Below are 15,414 nucleotides of genomic sequence, written 5' to 3'. Positions count from 1 at the left end.
TGCTAACGCTCACCCCTGGGCTGTCCGATTTGACGGGGACAACTCCAAGGGACATGCCCCCGCTGCAACGCGAACCGCGCACGGATGACGGCGGCGCACCGGCTCAGTCGAGGCCCGGCGACGACACGAGCGCGTCGAGCTGCTCCATCGTTTCGCGCAAGCCGTGCTCCATGCCGGACGCGAGGACGGCCTCTCGCACTTCCTTTGACGGATACAGTTCCCGGGAGACCATGTGTGTTCTGCCGTCGCGCTCGTCGAAGGTGACGGTGATGGTGACCGAACCCGCGTCCGCCATCGGTTCGAAGACCTGCGTGTACACGAGCCGCGAGGGCGGAGTGATTTCAGCGTACTGGCCGGAGAAGGCCACCTCACTGCCGTCCGGATTGCGCAGCACGTAGCGGTAGCCGCCGCCAACGCGCACGTCCGCCTCGCAGCTCGCCATGGTGACGCAGAGGGCCTTCGGCGCCCACCAGCGCTTCACCAGGTCCGCGCGAGTCCACGCGTCGAACACGATGCGCGCGGGCGCATTGAACTTGCGAGAAATGACGATGGTGCGGTCCGACTCCAACTCCACTGATGTAAGGCTCATCACTTCATCCCTTCTTCTTTCGAGCATGTCGCTGCGCTGCTTCCATGTCCTGCGTCTTGAGTTCTTCGATGAGCGAGTCGAGCTGTCCCAACCGCTCGTCCCAGATGTCGCGGTAGCGCTCCAACCACGCGTTCAGCTCGCGCAGCGGCTCCGGCCGCAGGCCGTAGAGACGCTGCTGGGCGCGCGCCTCCACGTCCACCAGCCGGGCCTCCTTCAGCACGCGCAGGTGCTTCGACACTTGCGGCTGGTTCAGGTTCAGCGCTTCTCCGATGGCACCCACCGAGCGCGCGCCCCCCAGCAGGTATTCCACGATGCGAAAGCGGTTCGGGTCGGCGAGCGCCGTGAAGGTCTCAATCACGAGGAGGTATATTCCTCGAGGGGTATATTCCCGTCAAGGAATACTTTGTGACAGGCCGAGTCGAGAGTTCGAACCGTGGACCATGCGCTCCGGAGGAGCGGCCGCGTACTCAGAGCGTGTAGCCGCCGTCGCTCAGCAAGGTCGTGCCTGTCATCAGCGCGCAGTGGCGGAGCGCGGCGCCGGTGGAGGGGCCGCGCTCCCATGGAGCACACTTTGATGGAGCGGCCCCGAAGCGTCGGGGCTCACTTCTTCTTCAACTCCTGGCTCGCCGCTGCCTCAGGCGTCACTCTTTCCGCTGCCTCCTCCTGGGGGCGCGCTTTGCTGCCACCTCGCCGGGTGTCGAGGCCGATGTGGACAGCATCCAGGCCCCAGGGATGAGCACGGGTGCGGGGTGCGATGTCCGCCTTGCATTGGCAGTGCTCCCAATCTCCTCCTGGCTCGCGAACGCGAGAGGGCGAAGAGTCCGCCGACCACCGCGAGAAACAGCTGCCCCGTACCCGCGCCCTCACATCCCCCACAACCACCGCTCTCGCCATTCACCTGCCCGTCACCAAGGACCTCCTCGGGAGGCTGTCCCCCTGGCGGCTGTCCATCGGGTGGCGTCTCCCCGATGCCCGGCTGCGGGGCCCCTTCCAGGATGCGGAAGGGCGCGCTCATGCCCGACACCGTTCCATCCTCGGTGCTGGCGACGCGCAGCAGCGCCTCCTGGCTCGGCGCGTCGGGCACGCGCCAGATGAGGTGCCCCGTGTTCTCCACCGAGGTGGCTACCGGCACCCAGTTGGCGCTCGTCTCCGTGGAGTACGCCACGTCCAGCGTCCGCACCTCGCCGAGCGTGGACCACCTCACCTCCACGTCCTGGCCCACGACGAAGTCTTCCCCGCCGGTCGGAGCGTCCAGCACCAGGCGCGCCGCGGGCGCCGTCGCATCCGCCATCCCGAAGTCGTCCACCAGCGCCCACCCCACCCCTTCCAGGGCGACGCCCACGCTCAGTTCGAACGCGTCGGCCGGCAGCGCGATGGGCAGCTCCCACGACGCCTCCGTCCAGGCCTCCGCGGGTGGCAGGCTCGGGCCGCGGTTCCACACCTTCCACATCCCATCCGCCCCCTTCACGGCCGCTTCCAGGTGCAGCGGCGTGTTGGCGCGGTACCAGACGCTCACCCGCGAACCGCTCCCAGGCGTCACGGCCGGTGCACAGGTGCCGTCGTCGCGCAGCACCTGGAGCGAGGCGGCGCCCCCGGAGGCTTCCATGCGCTCGAGCCGGTAGGACCAGGCGCCGCTGTGCGCCTCGGCTGAGCGCTCGGCGCGCACGGCGCCACCGTGGGCGGGGCCCAGCTGCCAGCAGTCGGGCACGCCGTCGACGTTCGCGTCGTCCTCGAGCGAGGGATTCTTCAGCGTGGCAGTGGGCGGCTGGGGCGAGGGGTGCACCGCGGGCCGCGCCGCACCGCCCAGGATCTCCTGCATCGTGCGCACCTCTGTCCCCATCGGTGCCCGCTGCGAGAGCCAGCCCATGAACTCCCGGAGGACGTCGGGCTTCACGCAATAGGTGCGCTTGGTGCAGTCCGGCGCCACGAAGTGGAAGACGACGATCACCCAGCCGCCCCCTGCGGCCTCCGCCGAGGTGACCCACGCCTGCAACTGCTCCAGTCCGTCGTGGCGCGTCACCGTCGCGGGCGTGCGGATTTCGTAGGGATCGAGCGGAGGGATTGTCTCGGCCGTGGGGCAGGAACCACAGGTGTCCGCGAGGCCCCGCACGTCGCGCGCGGCGTTGTATCCGCACGCCGCTGCCGTCTGGTTCACCACCGCATCGTTCGCGCCGAAGGGGAAGGCGAGGGCGGTGGGCGAGAAGCCCCAGCTGAGCAGCCGCAGGCGGTCCTCGCAAATCTCCTGTCGTTGTTTCTTGGGCGTCAGCACCGCCAGATCCGAGTGTTGCAGCGTGTGTCCCCCGATGTCGTGTCCGGCCGCGGCCAGGCGGCGCAGGTCATCGAGGTTCAAGTATCCCGTCTGGCCCACCCGCCCGCTGATGATGAAAAAGGTCGCCTTCAGCCCCGAAGCCGAAAGCATATCCAGCACCTGGCGCTGCTCCTCGAGTCCATCGTCGAAGGCCAGTGTGACGACCGTCCGCGCCCCTGGCGTTCCGGCCCACGCCCCTCCGCCCCACACTCCCAGCACCATTGCGAGGAGGCAGGTGCCCGCCCGCGCGTTGAGCCTTGCTCGCATGTTCCCCCCTGTCTCAGGCCACGACGCTCCTCTTCGCGATGGGCCCCCCTGCGCCCCGTCCCCTCACGTTTTGAGGCTGGGCGGCCCCAGGCGCAACCGGAGTGCTCCCTCGCGGACGAGGGTGATGGCGACAGCAGCGCTGCCACACGCCCTCCCGTCGCAGCTGGAGGCATGCTGGGGGAGACGGGCACGGGCCCTGCAGTGGGAGGGAATTCAACCAGGCACTGCTGTCGTGGGACGAGAGGCGTCTCTGCTCGCCCACCGGTTCTCCACTCGGGTCTCATCACCAAGGGTGTGCGAGCCGTGAAGCGAGGCGAACGCGGCAAGGCGCAGGAGAAGACGCCAGCGCATGCCACGAGGCTGCCGCGCCCTCCGCGACAGGCTACCGCGAAGGGCGCTGTCAGTGCCCGTCCGGAGCACCGCGTCGGAACGGGCTGTATGGCATTTCAGTCAAATCAGAAGCGAGCGAGGAAGGCGTCGTAGCCGCCGACGTTGGTATTGCCGCCGATGCTTCCGAAGGTCTGTCCGGTGACGTAGGCGTTGCCGGAGGCGTCCACGGCCACGCCGCGCGCGATGTCCTGGAACGGGGTGCCCAGGGTGCGGGTGCCCAGCTTGGTGCCGAACGCGTCGTAGCGGGTGAGGAAGGCGTCGAGGGAGCCAGCAGGCGGGTTGCCGTCGAGCGCGTCGGAGGTGTAGCCGACGAGCTGCACGATGTTGTTCGTGGTGACGGAGACGCCGAACGCATAGTCGGTCTGCGCGCCGCCGAGCATGCGGCTCCACTGGCGGTTGCCAGCGCTGTCGTAGCGGGCGAGCAGCACGTCGACGGTGCCGTTGTTGGTGTTGCCATCGAGGCTGCCGAACGTCTCGCCAGCGAGGTAGACGCCGCCGTCGGGGCCCACGGCGACGCTCTTCGCATCATCGAGCTCGCCCGCGTCGATTTGCCGGACCCACTGCTGGGCGCCGAGGATGTTGAGCTTGAGCAGGAAGATGTCGGTGCTCACCGGGGTGGTGGTGCCGTCAAGGCTGCCGTAGGTGTTGCCGACGACGTAGACCTCGTGGGCGGGCGTGACGGCGATGCCGCGCGCCATGTCGCTCACGGAAGTGCCGTACTGCTGGAGCCAGTAGGGGTTGCCCGCCGTGTCGTAGAGGGCGACGACGATGTCGTAGTTGTTGGGGTTGCCGCCGTTGGCGAAGCTGCCGCCGGTGTAGCCAGTGAAGAAGAGCTTGTCGGGCGCGCTGATGGCGAGGCCGGTGGCGAAGTCGTCCATTTGCGTGCCGTTCTGGCGCAGCCACAGGCGGTTGCCGGCGGCGTCGTACTTGGCGATGAAGTAATCCATGCCGCCCGCGTTGGTGTAGAAGTCGAGGCTGCCGAAGGTGGTGCCGGCCACGTACACGTTGCCGTCCGCGTCGGCGGCCACGGCGGTGGCGCGGTCCGTCTGCGCGGTGCCGAACTGGCGGACCCACTGGAGGTTGCCGGCGGTGTCGTACCGGGCGATGAAGGCGTCCTGGCCGCCGGCTCGCGGGTCTGCACCGAGCTGGCTGGTCGTCTGGCCTGCCACGTAGACGCTCGTGCCGGAGACGGCCACGGCGCTGGCCTGCTCGTCGTGGTGGGCGCCGAGCTGGCGCACCCAGGACGGGGGTGGGACCTGTGCCTCGGCGATGGAGGGGGCACCCGAGGCGCAGACGATGCCGGCGAGCCGGAACATGCTCAAGAGGGGGTGTTTCATCACGAACTCCGTTTCTCAGTGGGGGAACCAAGCCGTGGCGCCGGGAGAACGCCTGTCGTCCGCTCCGGGGGGAGACGTCTGTTGCCACGGCACCCTTGCAAGACCACGAGATTCGGGCGCGCGGAAGATGGGTACCGAAAGACACGCAAGAGACAATGTCTGACCCGGGGCTGAGTTGTCACTGACCCCGATACAAATGATGCACTGTGGCAGCTTCAGCGCCGATGCGGCTGTGACACGTGTGTTTCACCAAGGACGTGTTACAGGTGAACAACCACGGGGATCTCGATGCACTGGTTGTCTACGACGAATACCTGTACGGGTACATTCGCGACATCGAGCGAGAGGACTCGAAGGGAGTTCCCTACTTCCACGTCAGCTTCGAGTGCATCGACCAGCAGTGGTTCGGCCAACTCCATGACGATCTCCGCGACATGCCGCGCTGGAACACGGCGGGGCAGGACAGCAAGTTCTGCATCGTGGACCTGACCGTTTCGGCCAACGTGCTGCAGGACATGATCACCACGGTGGACGGCGACGCGCCCTACTTCTTTCCCGGCAACTGGGTGGAGATGGTGGTCAATCGCAACGATGACCCTCGCGACAATCGCCCCCTGGCGGCAGCTGTGCGTGGGACTCGTCGCTGGACACCACGGTTCGGCCGTGGGCCACACCCCGTACGTTCCGCGTCCCAATCGCGCGGCGGAGTACTTGATTGTCTATTCGTTCGGTTGGGGCAATGCGTTCGGCCACCCGAACATCGACGACGGCGTGACGGAGTACGAGAGCCGCGAGTGGGACGATGACCACCGGATGGACACCGGAGGGGCGGAGTTCGCCGCGAAGTACGCGGGGCCGCGGGGCAACGTGGGCATCCTGTGGCCGGGCGCGGCCCGTGGGCCGTGCTACGCGGACGTCGCCAATACTCCGGAGGAGATCAACGGCGCGGCATACCAGGCGGCAATCGAGAACAAGATTCCGCTCGTGGCCAACGCCATGCTTGTCCCCGTGGTCCAGGTGCCTGCGCGCACGCTCGCGCAGCGGGCGGCCGACATGGCGGGATTGGCGGCCACGCATGCCTCGCTCACTGGGGCCCTGGCGACCGTCGTGGCGACGGCGACCGTTGCGTCGCATCCCAATGTCCAGGCCCTGGCCGCCGCGGTCGTCAATTGCGTGATGCACGCCGCCGCGAAGTGCACCCAGGAGGTCACGAACTTCGTCGAAATCGTGATCGCGGACATGCTGAGCGACCCGTTGAACGTTCCGACGCTGCCGAGCCAGGCGAAAGAGGCGGCGGCGCAGGCGCACGGCTGTGCGGCGCACGCCGACACCATCGAGCTGGTACACGACGCCATCCATCCCTACCGACTTCGCGACGCGCGTCGTTCTCGCGGCCCACGCGCGCAACGGGGCCAACGTGCCGACCGCTGCGGAAATCAAGACGGCGGTGACCGCGGCCGTGTGCGCCGCGTCCCAGGCGCGAATCGGCCAGCCGGGTGGCAATTTCTCACAAGGGCCGGCGGAGGCAGCCGCTACCGCGGTGGCCGCGATGGCGGCCATCCGCGCTGACGTCCGCGTGGCAATCGCGGCGGCCGCCGCGCTTGCACCCGCGATTCCCATCAATCCACGGGCGTTCGCACCCGCGATGATCGTCGACAACGTGAACGCCAAGCTCCTGCCACGCATCGCCGCCGTGGCCGCCATTTGTGGCACGCCCAGCCCGGCGCTGGCGGAGGTCGCGCGCGCCGCCGTGGCGGCCGCCCGCGTCGCGTTCGCCGGTGCTTGCGGTGCCCCGCAAATCGGGTGCCATCGTCACCCGCGCGTCTGTCCGAACGGGCCTTGCTCGCTCTCCATCCACTGAGGGCACCGGGCGGGGGAGAGGAGGACCGCGGGCATGGATGCCCGCGGTTCTTCGCCGCGGCTCGCTAGTCCTTCGTGCAGACGACGTCGTCGACCTGGAGGTGGTCGCGGTCGGCCTCACTGCGGCTCGGATAGAAGAACAGGCGCCAGTCGCGCACGTTACCCGTGATGCGGAAGAACACCGGCTGCCACTCGTCGCTGTCGACGGTGAGGAAGTCGGTGGCCGGGCTCCAGCCGGCGCTCGAGTAGCTGCGATGCCGGATGGTGCCGTGGCCCCGCACCCGGTACGAGCAGGAGTAGTTGCCGCTCGGGATGTTGAACTTCTCGAGCGTGAAGCGCTCGGCGACCTGGATGGGGACCACGAACTGCAGCGCCGACGAACCGCCATGCACCGCCGCCGTGTAGCGCACGAGTCGCGACGGCCTGATCTCCGTGCCCGGGTCGGCGACGCCGTTGTCGAGCCCGTACCAGTGGTCCGGGATGAGATGGTTGCCGTGGTAGGGGATGTAGGTGGTGCTCCAGCTTTCGAATCCACCATTGAGGATGATGTTCGCGGGGTGGTCGGCGGACACGCAGCGTCCGGTCGCCGTGTCGCAGGCCGGCAGCTCACCCACGCAGTCGTACGTGGTGAAGCAGGCTCCCGCGGACAGCTCGCACACGCCGCTCGTGGGGTTGCAGCTCGTCGCCGGGTGGTTGCACACGACGCCGGCGCAAGGGTCGCCCTGGACGCAGAGGTGGCTGGCCGTATCGCAGACCGGCGTCTCCGGCGTCCCCGCGCAATCCGCGTGGCGGGTGCAGCGGTCGGCGGCGACCACGCACGTGTTCGTCTCGTCGCAGGCTTGCCACTCGCTGCAGTCCTCGGCAGCGTTGCACCGGCCGGCGAGCGGCTCGCAGGTCGCGGTGGCATTCACGCAGCGCTCCCAGGACTCGCAGCTGACGTCGTCACACGGCTCGGCGGCCCGCGTGCAGCGCACGTCATCGATGCTCAGGTGCTGGCCGCTGGTGTTGCGGATGCTGAAGATGAGCTCGAAGGTGTCGAAGACGTCGTTGGCGAGGTTGAAGTTGTACGCCACCTGCTTCCACGTCGCGCTGTCGACAGCCGTGTAGGACGAGTAGCTGGAGTAGTCGTCGTCGAAGAAGGCATTTCGAACGTCGCCGGTGCCCCGCGCCTGGAAGGTGCAGGCGTAACGGCCCGCGGGCATCGACTTCGCTCCGGTGGTGAAGCGCTGGTGCGTCCCCGAGGTGTTGGTCAGGCGGACCGCGTTCACGCCCTCGAAGGCGTTCGTGGTCACCTTCTGCACGCTGTCCGACGTGATGTTCGACTTGCTCCCGAGCCACATCTCCGGAAGCGCACCGGGCCACTCTTCGAAGCCCCAGTTGTCGATGACGCTTACCCCGGGCTCCACACCCGCGTCAGGCGTCTCACTACCGGCGTCGGGCGTCTCACTCCCCGCGTCCGGGATTTCCTCGCCCGCGTCCGGCGTCTCGCTGCCAGCGTCCGGGATTTCCTCGCCCGCGTCCGGCGTCTCGCTGCCGGCGTCCGGGATTTCCTCGCCCGCGTCCGGCGTTTCCTCACCGGCGTCAGGCGTTTCCTCACCGGCGTCAGGCGTTTCCTCACCGGCGTCAGGCGTCTCCTCCCCCGCGTCCGGCGTTTCGCCGCCCGCGTCCGGTCGCGTCTGGCCGGCGTCAGGAGTCACTACGGGATCCGAATCCCCCCCGCAGGCGGCCACGAAGACCAGCAGCGAAGTCAGACACACTCGAAACAACGTCAAAGCAATCCTCCGGTTCGCGGGAACGGGCTTCTCGTACCACACTTCCCGCAAGCGAGACCGAGCCGGCCCCCACGGTGGCGCTGTGTCTGCCACAGGGTGCGGAAGAATTCTGAGAGTCCGACTCTTCCTTGATTCTTCCGCGCTGCGTGGGCGCGTTCTTCCCCGGTAAGCCCCACACGGCGCACCCGGAAATCAAGGTGGGCGCTACCCCGAGCGGGCTGCGCGCAACTTCAGCAGCTTCGGCGACACGCGATGTTCACGCCGTGTTTCCACCAGGATGGGCTGGAGTTCCTTGTGGATGTCCGCCGCATCGCTGACCAGGTTCACCTTCGCCTATCTGGTCATGCAACGAGTCGACGAGGGCGTGGCATGCGCGGGGAGCGCCTGTCGCCACTGAATGGAATCCATTGATGCAGGGCAACCCTGGCACAATGTTGGCGCCGGGGAGTCATCCCTCGCTCACGTCGTGGAGGCATGTCTATGAACGCCGCGCTCATCGTCGCGCTCGCTCTGGCCAGCGCACCCGTGCCTGGCGGCAGCACCTCGCTCCAGCAGCTCGCTGATGCGCATGGGGCCTGCTGCCGCCATTCCCGTCTTCGTCGAGCACCTGCGCACGAAGCCCACGGTGTACCTGCTTCGCGACCTGGCGGGACTCCGCGAGCGGGGGAATGGGGCGGGCAGTGCGGTTGTCGCGTTACTGAAGAACGAGGACCCTCAGTTGCGCTTCGCCGCGGCGCGAACGCTTGGCTACATCCAGTTCACAGCCGCGACCGACGCGCTCATCACGATGCTGGGCGATGTCAGGGACTGGAGGATGGCCTTTGCCGCGGCCGAATCGCTCGGAAGGCTCCGTGCCACGCGGGCCTTGGCACCGCTCAAGTCCGTCGCGACGAAGCACTGGGCGCCGCCTGTCCGCGAGGCTGCTCGCAAGGCCACGAAGGTCATCAATGGCAAAGAGACATACCCGGCGGGCAACCCGAACTTCGCGTTCGAGTACTTCGCTGACGACCGCATGCGCTTCGACCAGCAAGCATCCCTCGAACCGTCACGGGTCGCGGCACCGGATGAACTCCCTGAATCTTCATTCGAGCCATTGACGTACGAGACCGAGGTCCGCTCGGTGGGGGTGGATGGAGAGCGCAGCACTCCCATCAAACAGACACCGCGATTCGGATTGCGTGTTTCGAATGGGCATCTGGTGGGTGCAAGTCGGGGTGCGTGGGGTGGCGAACTCATGCACATCCCGACTGACGCCGCCGCGAAGAAGATTCTGGACGCCAACGCCACTGGCATCCACAAGGTCGGCGAACACATCGTCGCGGTGACGGGCCTGTCCCATATCGTCACCAGCGACGGGATGCTGTACCGGATTGTTCCCCCGCGACGGGGCCTACGTGGCGGAGCCGTGGCGGGTACTCCCTGGTGCACCGCGACGCTCAGGGCTGCTTTCCGATGGACGCCTCTTCGTCTCTTGCCTGGGCGCGGATGTGGTCATCACGCCCGAGGGAGACATGCGGCTTGCCACCCCTCAGAACATCTCAGGCACGCAGGACCAGGCGCCACCCGTTCCGCCCCGGCGCAAGTGAGCTTCGCGCCGCAGACCGGGCGCACCTGAACGGCGTGCGCCCGGCCCCGCGTGAAATCAGCGTGTGCCTACTCCACGGTCTCCACGGTCAGGCACTTCGCCGGGCCGAACGTGGCCGCGTAGTACGGCGTGTAGAGGTCAGGCCCGAGCGTGAAGTTGCAGGTGTTCACCGCGTCCGGTGACAGCCCCTGGTTCTCCTGCAGGTAGCGCGCCATGTAGTCCCGCACGCCATCCGCGGACGTCCACAGCACGCGGCCTTCCTTGAACATGCTGTACCCGCCACCACCGCCCGCGCGGTAGTTGTTGATGGCGACGATGAAGACCTGGTCGTCGGTGACTTCATTGCCCTTGAAGCGCAGGTGCGTGGTCCGTGAGCCAGCGGGCTTCGTCAGGTCGTAGCCGTATTCGATGTGCGAGTAGAGGTCCCAGTTGTAGTCCGCGATGGAGGGCGAGGTGGCTTTCGCCTCCGCGGGCGTCGGGGGCAGGTTGCCCGGGTCAATCGTGGCGAAGTAGTTGGCGTTCATCTCCACCGCGCGCCGGAGGATGGAGCCGTTGATTTCCATGACGTACAGCGTGTTGTCGTAGATGTAGACGCTGTAGGCATCGCGCAGGGTGACGTCTCCCTCGGGCAGCGAGACATCGTTGGTGAAGATGGCGCCCAGGGACAGGTCCACGGCGAAACCGGCTTCGAGCGCGGCCTGCTCCTGCACGATGTTGATGAGGTCCCCCAGCGGGCCGTCCACGTAGCGTCCGGCGAAGCCGCCCGGGAACACGCCGGTGGTGGTGCCAATCTTCTGGTTCACGTAGGCGACCGTCGTGTCGTGGTGGACCTGGGTGCTCTGGGTGACGGCGGCATCCGCCGCCACCTTGTCGTCCACGACGTGGAGTTGGGCGTCATGGGTGTTCACGCCCCATCGCTCGCCATCCCAGGTGACCTGGAGCTGGACGTTGGCCAGGTGGCTGCCCCAACGGTTGGGCTGCGTGAGGAGGACCTCGCTACCGTCCACGTTCCGCAGCAGCATCTTCGGAATGGGCTGGTGCGTGTGGCCCGTGAGGAGGACATCCACGCCGGGGACCTGCTGGGCAATCTGGACGGCCTGGTTCTCTCCCGGGAGGTTGCCCCGGTCCGCCCACTTCGAATCATCCGCGTAGTCGGCCAGCCAGGACTCGGGGTTGCTCGCGCTGCCGGTCGGCTGCCGGTCGGGACCGCTGTGGATGGCCACCACCACCACGTCCGCGCCGGCTTCCTTCATTCGCGGCACGTAGTCCTTTGCCGTCTGCAGCGGGTCATCGAAGCGCAGGCCGGCGATGTTCTCCGCGCGCTCCCATGTCGTCACGCCAGGCGTCACCAGGCCGAGGATGCCGACCTTCACGTCGCACACCGTCTTGATGACGTAGGGCGTGAAAGCCTCGGAGCCGTCCGCGCTGTTGCGCACGTTGGCACCGAGCAGCGGGAAGTTGACCTCGTTCTTGAACTTGTTGAGGACGTCCAGGCCGAAGTTGAACTCGTGGTTGCCCAGGGCCATGGCGGCATAGCCCATCTCGTTCATGGCGGCGGCCATGGGATGCTGGGGCGTGTTGTCCACCAGGGCATAGTAGGTGCCCAACGGCGAGCCCTGGATGGTGTCGCCCGTGTCGACGAGCAGCGTGCAGTCCGGGTTCTTCTCTCGCTCCTGCTTGACGAGCGTGGCCACCTTGGCGACGCCGCGCTTCGCGTCGGGCTTCCCGGAGAAGTAGTCCCACGGGAAGATGTTCGTGTGCAGGTCGCTCGTCTGCAGCAGCGTCAGCGTACGAGGGGTGGTGTCGGGCGGGGGCTCGTTGCCGGGCCCTGGTTCTTCGCTGGAATCGCAGGCCGTCAACAGCGAGCAGGCACCCACGAGGCAGAAGGAAGTCGTGCGCAACGCGCGCGCCCAGGAAGGAAAACGCATCAGGAAACCTCTACAAAGTTGAATGCCGGGAAGAATCTCCCAGCAGGGGAGACCCTAACTCATGGCTCTGTCATTCCCGGCGCGGGGAGGTTTCGTCAGGCACTCGCTCAAGCGGCGTTTCTCAAATTCCGCCAGTGTCTCTGGGATTCTCGGGCTTCGGGAGCGCGGCGTTGCAGAGTGCCATGCTCGTCGAGTCGAAATCTCACGGGGCAAGAATTGACGCGGGCAGTCTTTGAAGCAGTGCGAAAAAGAGCATCAGCTCCGCCGCCGCGATGGCCGCGCATCCGCCATGGAACATCCGGAAGGTCCGGGGGGCGTACCAGTTCCAGTGACGCTCATGGCCCAGGTTCGCCAGCCATCCGTCAGGGAGAACGAAGCCACCGTGAACAGCGTGGGCCAGAGGGTGCCGGTCAGCAGGGGGATGCCCACGAGCCCGCGCGAGCCCAGATGACCGGCCACCGCGATGACTCGCTCTACCAGCATGGCGTTCCGTATCCAGCGCGACTTGCGCGCCCTCGCCGCCCACTGCTCGACGACGGGGCCCGTGGGGTTCGGGGACTGAAGCGCGCTCAGCCCCAGGAACAGGCATTCGATACATCCGGCGGAAACAGCGTAGGCAATCACATCCGCATGGGATGAAACATCCGCATGCCGGAACAGCAGCGCCGCCATGCCCAGTTCACACGCCGCCGACGCGAGCCCCTGGGCCGTGGCCTTGATGGCGGGGCTTCGTGCGCCGAGCCTCACGGACAGCTCCCCCGACACCGGCAGCTTCAACGCGAATCCCAGGGCCCAGGCCAGGGCGCCGAAGCCCGCGGCGCGCCAGGACGCTCCCCCGGTCAGTATCAGCGCGACGGGCAGACCGGCCCCGAGCAGGAGCGTCGCCACCCAGGTCGGAACGATCGACGTTGCGAAGATTCAGCAGCGCGCTGGGCGCGCGGAGCTCGTGGGCATCTCCTGCAACACGCTGAACTGGCCTACGGCCCGCGTCGTCGTCGAGCACATCAAGGACGTGTACCCGGACCTGCCCGTCGTCCTGGGCGGTATCCACCCGGGCGGCTATCCCGAACACGTGTTCTCCAAGTGCCGGGCGGATTTCATCGTCGCGGGGGAGGGGGAGATTCCGCTCGTGCGGCTCGTGGAGGAGCTGTCCGGTGGGCGCGACTTCGCCTCCGTCCCCGGACTTGGCTGGAGGGGCGGCGACAAGATACGCCTCCAGCCCAACGGCGGCCTGGCCTCCGTCGATGCCGTGGAGCGCCTGCCGGATCCGGCCTATGACTTGCTCCCCTCGGGCATCTACGAGTCGCTCTCCATCGAGTCCGCCCGGGGCTGCAGGTTCAAGTGCACGTTCTGCTCCACCAAGTTCCTCGGGAGCTGGCGGGGCGTGTCCGCGGGCAACTTCGTGGACCGGTTGGAGTGGCTTCAGCCCTACCTCAAGCGCACGTACTACAAGGTCTTCAGCATCATCGATGACCTCTACACGCTGGACATCCAGCGGGTCGCCGACGTCACCCGCGAGGTCAAACGCCGCGGCATGAAAATCCAGGCCACCCTGGATGCCCGCGCCACGGATGTCATCCGGGGGGAGGTCTGCGAAGCCCTGGCCCCCATCACCAACGACATGCTCATCGGCGCCGAGTGTGGCTACGACGAGGGCCTGAAGAAGATTGCCAAGGGCTGCACGACGAAGGTGCTCGAGCGGGCCGCGGCCATGCTTCAGGAGGTGGGGCTCTCCCTCAAGTGTGTGTTCTCGTTCGTCATCGGCTTCCCGTTCGAGACTCGCGAGGACTGCCTGCGGCCCATCGAGTTCGCCTCGAAGTTGCTCGTCAAATACAACGTCCGCGTCTACCTGCAGTGGTACAACACCATTCCTGGCTCGGCCATCTGGGAGGAGCTGGCGGGCAAGGGCCTGGTGTCCATCGACATGTATGACGACTTTGGCTTCTTCACGAACGAATACCTGTTCAAGGCCGGGGTCCACTTGCCGGTGGACCAGATTCGTGAAATCAGCAGCACCATCCGCAGCATGAATACGCTGCTGCTCTTCACGCAGCCGGCCAACGACATCATCCAGTTCGCGCCGCCAGACTGGTTGTTCCACGAGCCGACGGTGGACTTCCCGTCGCATGGGGGGCTGGAGAATGGCGCGCGCCCGGAGTCCCCGCGGCAGAGCGACGTGGCCGGGCTCGTGGGGCTGCGGCGTGGCAAGTCCCGCGCCGCGGGTGCGACGCCTCGGGGGCGGGAGTAGGGCGCGATACCGCCCAGGCCGGAACGAGCCGGCCTGGGACGTGTCCACCGAGAACTCAGTGCCCGCGTTGCGCGCTCACGACGCGGCCGTTCAGTGGCTGCAGCGGGCGGTTGTTCGGGTTGAGGTAGGGCAGACGCTGGAACGCGGCAATCTGCGAGTCCGACATCTCGATGGGGTTCTTCATCACATACCACTGGAGCCCTTCGGTGCACGGGGGCGTGGTGAGTGAGCCGACGTACTTGTAGAACGCCTTGTTGAACGGGAGCAGCGAGCTGGCGTTGATGACCGCGCCCAGGGGCTGGCTGTGCTCACCGACGTGCTTGGGCAGGTGCCGGAAGGCGGTGAACAGTCCCGGGTGCACGAGGCCCTCCTTGATGAGCACGCCCACGACCAGGGCCGGCGTGCCATGGGTGTCGGTGTGCACCAGGTGCACCTCGAGCGGGTACTCCACGCCGTCCTTCGTGTGCTCGCTGGGCGTATGGAAATGGAACTGCGCCAGATGATACGTGTTGCCACCCACCTGGAGGGTGCTGCCGGCGTCATAAGTGAACTGCACGGTGTGGCCGTTGTTCGTCATGCGCACGCGACTGGTACCGTAATGGAAGCTGGGGACGTCCAGGTGATGCTGCCGGTCCGTCTCCGCCGTCACCAGCGCGATGGGGGACTGGTCCAGTCCCGCCGCGCACAACGCATTGCCCGGGAGTTCGCCCCAGCGCTGAGGGCTGACCGTCTGTGAATAACCCCAATGCGCGTCCTCTTCGCTCAGGAAGACCGGGGCCGGGGTCCCGCGGAGGTCCTGGGCGAAGGCGCTTGAAGCAAGGCAAACGGATGACACCAACGCGCCCTGGAGGGCGCGCACTGAGACAGCGCGAAAACGAGACATGCGGATGCGTCCTTGGGGCTGAGACGACGAACACGAGCCGGGTGCCCCAGGCCTCACTTCAGGCCAGGGCCGCCCCACCCACGCGGACACGCACCGGGTTTCGAGCTAGTGGCCGGTGTCCGTGAATTCCATTTAGATAACGTGTTAGCCATTATTTCCGACACTTTCTGTCGGACTCGGCAGACGGCTTATCGGCGTGTCATGACGAGTCTGAAATGACATCGTTTCTTGTGCGCCGAGAAGCGCC

14 protein-coding genes are annotated in these 15,414 nt (G+C 67.0%); 5 read left to right on the top strand and 9 right to left on the bottom strand.

The features are described 5' to 3' along the window. Positions 1-103: 103 nt before the first annotated feature. The 4 genes from F8M74_RS19580 to F8M74_RS19565 all read right to left on the bottom strand — a co-directional run bounded on the left by F8M74_RS19580 (position 104) and on the right by F8M74_RS19565 (position 4,891). The gene (locus F8M74_RS19580) at positions 104-589 is read right to left on the bottom strand and encodes an SRPBCC family protein (RefSeq protein ID WP_301340608.1); all 486 of its coding nucleotides are present in this window, start codon (positions 587-589) and stop codon (positions 104-106) included. A gap of 4 nt (positions 590-593) precedes the next feature. Beyond that, complete coding sequence (locus F8M74_RS19575) at positions 594-947, bottom strand: helix-turn-helix transcriptional regulator (protein WP_011556213.1); 354 nt, start codon at positions 945-947, stop codon at positions 594-596. 276 nt (positions 948-1,223) lie between these two features. Beyond that, positions 1,224-3,164 carry a polysaccharide deacetylase family protein gene (locus tag F8M74_RS19570; RefSeq protein WP_228565810.1) on the bottom strand — a complete coding sequence of 647 codons (1,941 nt, stop codon included), beginning with the start codon at positions 3,162-3,164 and terminating at the stop codon, positions 1,224-1,226. Positions 3,165-3,619: 455 nt separating this feature from the next. Continuing rightward, positions 3,620-4,891: an SBBP repeat-containing protein gene (locus F8M74_RS19565; RefSeq protein ID WP_228560137.1), complete on the bottom strand. Its 1,272-nt coding sequence runs from the start codon at positions 4,889-4,891 to the stop codon at positions 3,620-3,622. Between the two features lie 239 nt (positions 4,892-5,130). Here F8M74_RS19565 and F8M74_RS19560 point away from each other — a divergent pair, with 239 nt between their 5' ends. Genes F8M74_RS19560 through F8M74_RS19550 form a run of 3 tightly spaced genes read left to right on the top strand, consistent with a single transcriptional unit; the run spans position 5,131 to position 6,752 of the window. Beyond that, entirely contained in the window at positions 5,131-5,697 is a 567-nt protein-coding gene (locus F8M74_RS19560) for a hypothetical protein (RefSeq protein WP_163884493.1), read from the top strand. Then, positions 5,603-6,460 (top strand): hypothetical protein, encoded by an 858-nt coding sequence (locus F8M74_RS19555; RefSeq protein ID WP_141255787.1) that lies wholly within the window; start codon positions 5,603-5,605, stop codon positions 6,458-6,460. The genes F8M74_RS19560 and F8M74_RS19555 overlap by 95 nt, the downstream gene beginning before the upstream one ends. Beyond that, complete coding sequence (locus F8M74_RS19550; RefSeq protein ID WP_141255789.1) at positions 6,441-6,752, top strand: hypothetical protein; 312 nt, start codon at positions 6,441-6,443, stop codon at positions 6,750-6,752. The genes F8M74_RS19555 and F8M74_RS19550 overlap by 20 nt, the downstream gene beginning before the upstream one ends. Positions 6,753-6,816: 64 nt before the next feature. On the opposite strand, the gene F8M74_RS19545 is transcribed toward F8M74_RS19550, so the two are convergent. Further along, complete coding sequence (locus tag F8M74_RS19545) at positions 6,817-8,448, bottom strand: invertase recombinase-like protein (protein WP_228560135.1); 1,632 nt, start codon at positions 8,446-8,448, stop codon at positions 6,817-6,819. A gap of 279 nt (positions 8,449-8,727) precedes the next feature. Then, entirely contained in the window at positions 8,728-8,850 is a 123-nt protein-coding gene (locus tag F8M74_RS38475) for a hypothetical protein (protein WP_255470576.1), read from the bottom strand. 235 nt (positions 8,851-9,085) lie between these two features. Here F8M74_RS38475 and F8M74_RS19540 point away from each other — a divergent pair, with 235 nt between their 5' ends. Continuing rightward, positions 9,086-10,138 (top strand): HEAT repeat domain-containing protein, encoded by a 1,053-nt coding sequence (locus F8M74_RS19540; protein ID WP_228560133.1) that lies wholly within the window; start codon positions 9,086-9,088, stop codon positions 10,136-10,138. A gap of 38 nt (positions 10,139-10,176) precedes the next feature. Here F8M74_RS19540 and F8M74_RS19535 read toward each other — a convergent pair whose 3' ends face one another. Together F8M74_RS19535 and F8M74_RS19530 are read right to left on the bottom strand one after the other, a co-directional pair. After that, positions 10,177-12,036 carry a bifunctional UDP-sugar hydrolase/5'-nucleotidase gene (locus F8M74_RS19535; RefSeq protein ID WP_141255791.1) on the bottom strand — a complete coding sequence of 620 codons (1,860 nt, stop codon included), beginning with the start codon at positions 12,034-12,036 and terminating at the stop codon, positions 10,177-10,179. A 255-nt stretch (positions 12,037-12,291) separates the two neighbouring features. Then, on the bottom strand, positions 12,292-12,924 hold the full coding sequence (locus tag F8M74_RS19530) for a hypothetical protein (protein ID WP_162295058.1): 633 nt from the start codon (positions 12,922-12,924) through the stop codon (positions 12,292-12,294). On the opposite strand from F8M74_RS19530, the gene F8M74_RS19525 reads away from it, so the two are divergent. Beyond that, positions 12,881-14,284 carry a radical SAM protein gene (locus F8M74_RS19525; RefSeq protein WP_228560139.1) on the top strand — a complete coding sequence of 468 codons (1,404 nt, stop codon included), beginning with the start codon at positions 12,881-12,883 and terminating at the stop codon, positions 14,282-14,284. The genes F8M74_RS19530 and F8M74_RS19525 overlap by 44 nt on opposite strands. A gap of 55 nt (positions 14,285-14,339) precedes the next feature. Here F8M74_RS19525 and F8M74_RS19520 read toward each other — a convergent pair whose 3' ends face one another. After that, entirely contained in the window at positions 14,340-15,167 is an 828-nt protein-coding gene (locus F8M74_RS19520; RefSeq protein ID WP_141255797.1) for a carbonic anhydrase, read from the bottom strand. Positions 15,168-15,414: the final 247 nt, after the last annotated feature.

Source organism: Myxococcus sp. CA023 (assembly GCF_010998615.1).
GTDB lineage: Bacteria > Myxococcota > Myxococcia > Myxococcales > Myxococcaceae > Myxococcus.
Note: the sequence above shows the minus strand (reverse complement) of the source record. Positions and strands in the feature narration are given on the sequence as shown.

Excerpts from the sequence above, each read along its gene's own strand:
- F8M74_RS19580 (WP_301340608.1), bottom strand. The coding sequence starts at position 589 with ATGAGCCTTACATCAGTGGAGTTGGAGTCGGACCGCACCATCGTCATT.
- F8M74_RS19570 (WP_228565810.1), bottom strand. The coding sequence starts at position 3,164 with ATGCGAGCAAGGCTCAACGCGCGGGCGGGCACCTGCCTCCTCGCAATG.
- F8M74_RS19565 (WP_228560137.1), bottom strand. The coding sequence starts at position 4,891 with ATGAAACACCCCCTCTTGAGCATGTTCCGGCTCGCCGGCATCGTCTGC.
- F8M74_RS19550 (WP_141255789.1), top strand. The coding sequence starts at position 6,441 with ATGGCGGCCATCCGCGCTGACGTCCGCGTGGCAATCGCGGCGGCCGCC.
- F8M74_RS19540 (WP_228560133.1), top strand. The coding sequence starts at position 9,086 with ATGCGCATGGGGCCTGCTGCCGCCATTCCCGTCTTCGTCGAGCACCTG.
- F8M74_RS19535 (WP_141255791.1), bottom strand. The coding sequence starts at position 12,036 with ATGCGTTTTCCTTCCTGGGCGCGCGCGTTGCGCACGACTTCCTTCTGC.
- F8M74_RS19520 (WP_141255797.1), bottom strand. The coding sequence starts at position 15,167 with ATGTCTCGTTTTCGCGCTGTCTCAGTGCGCGCCCTCCAGGGCGCGTTG.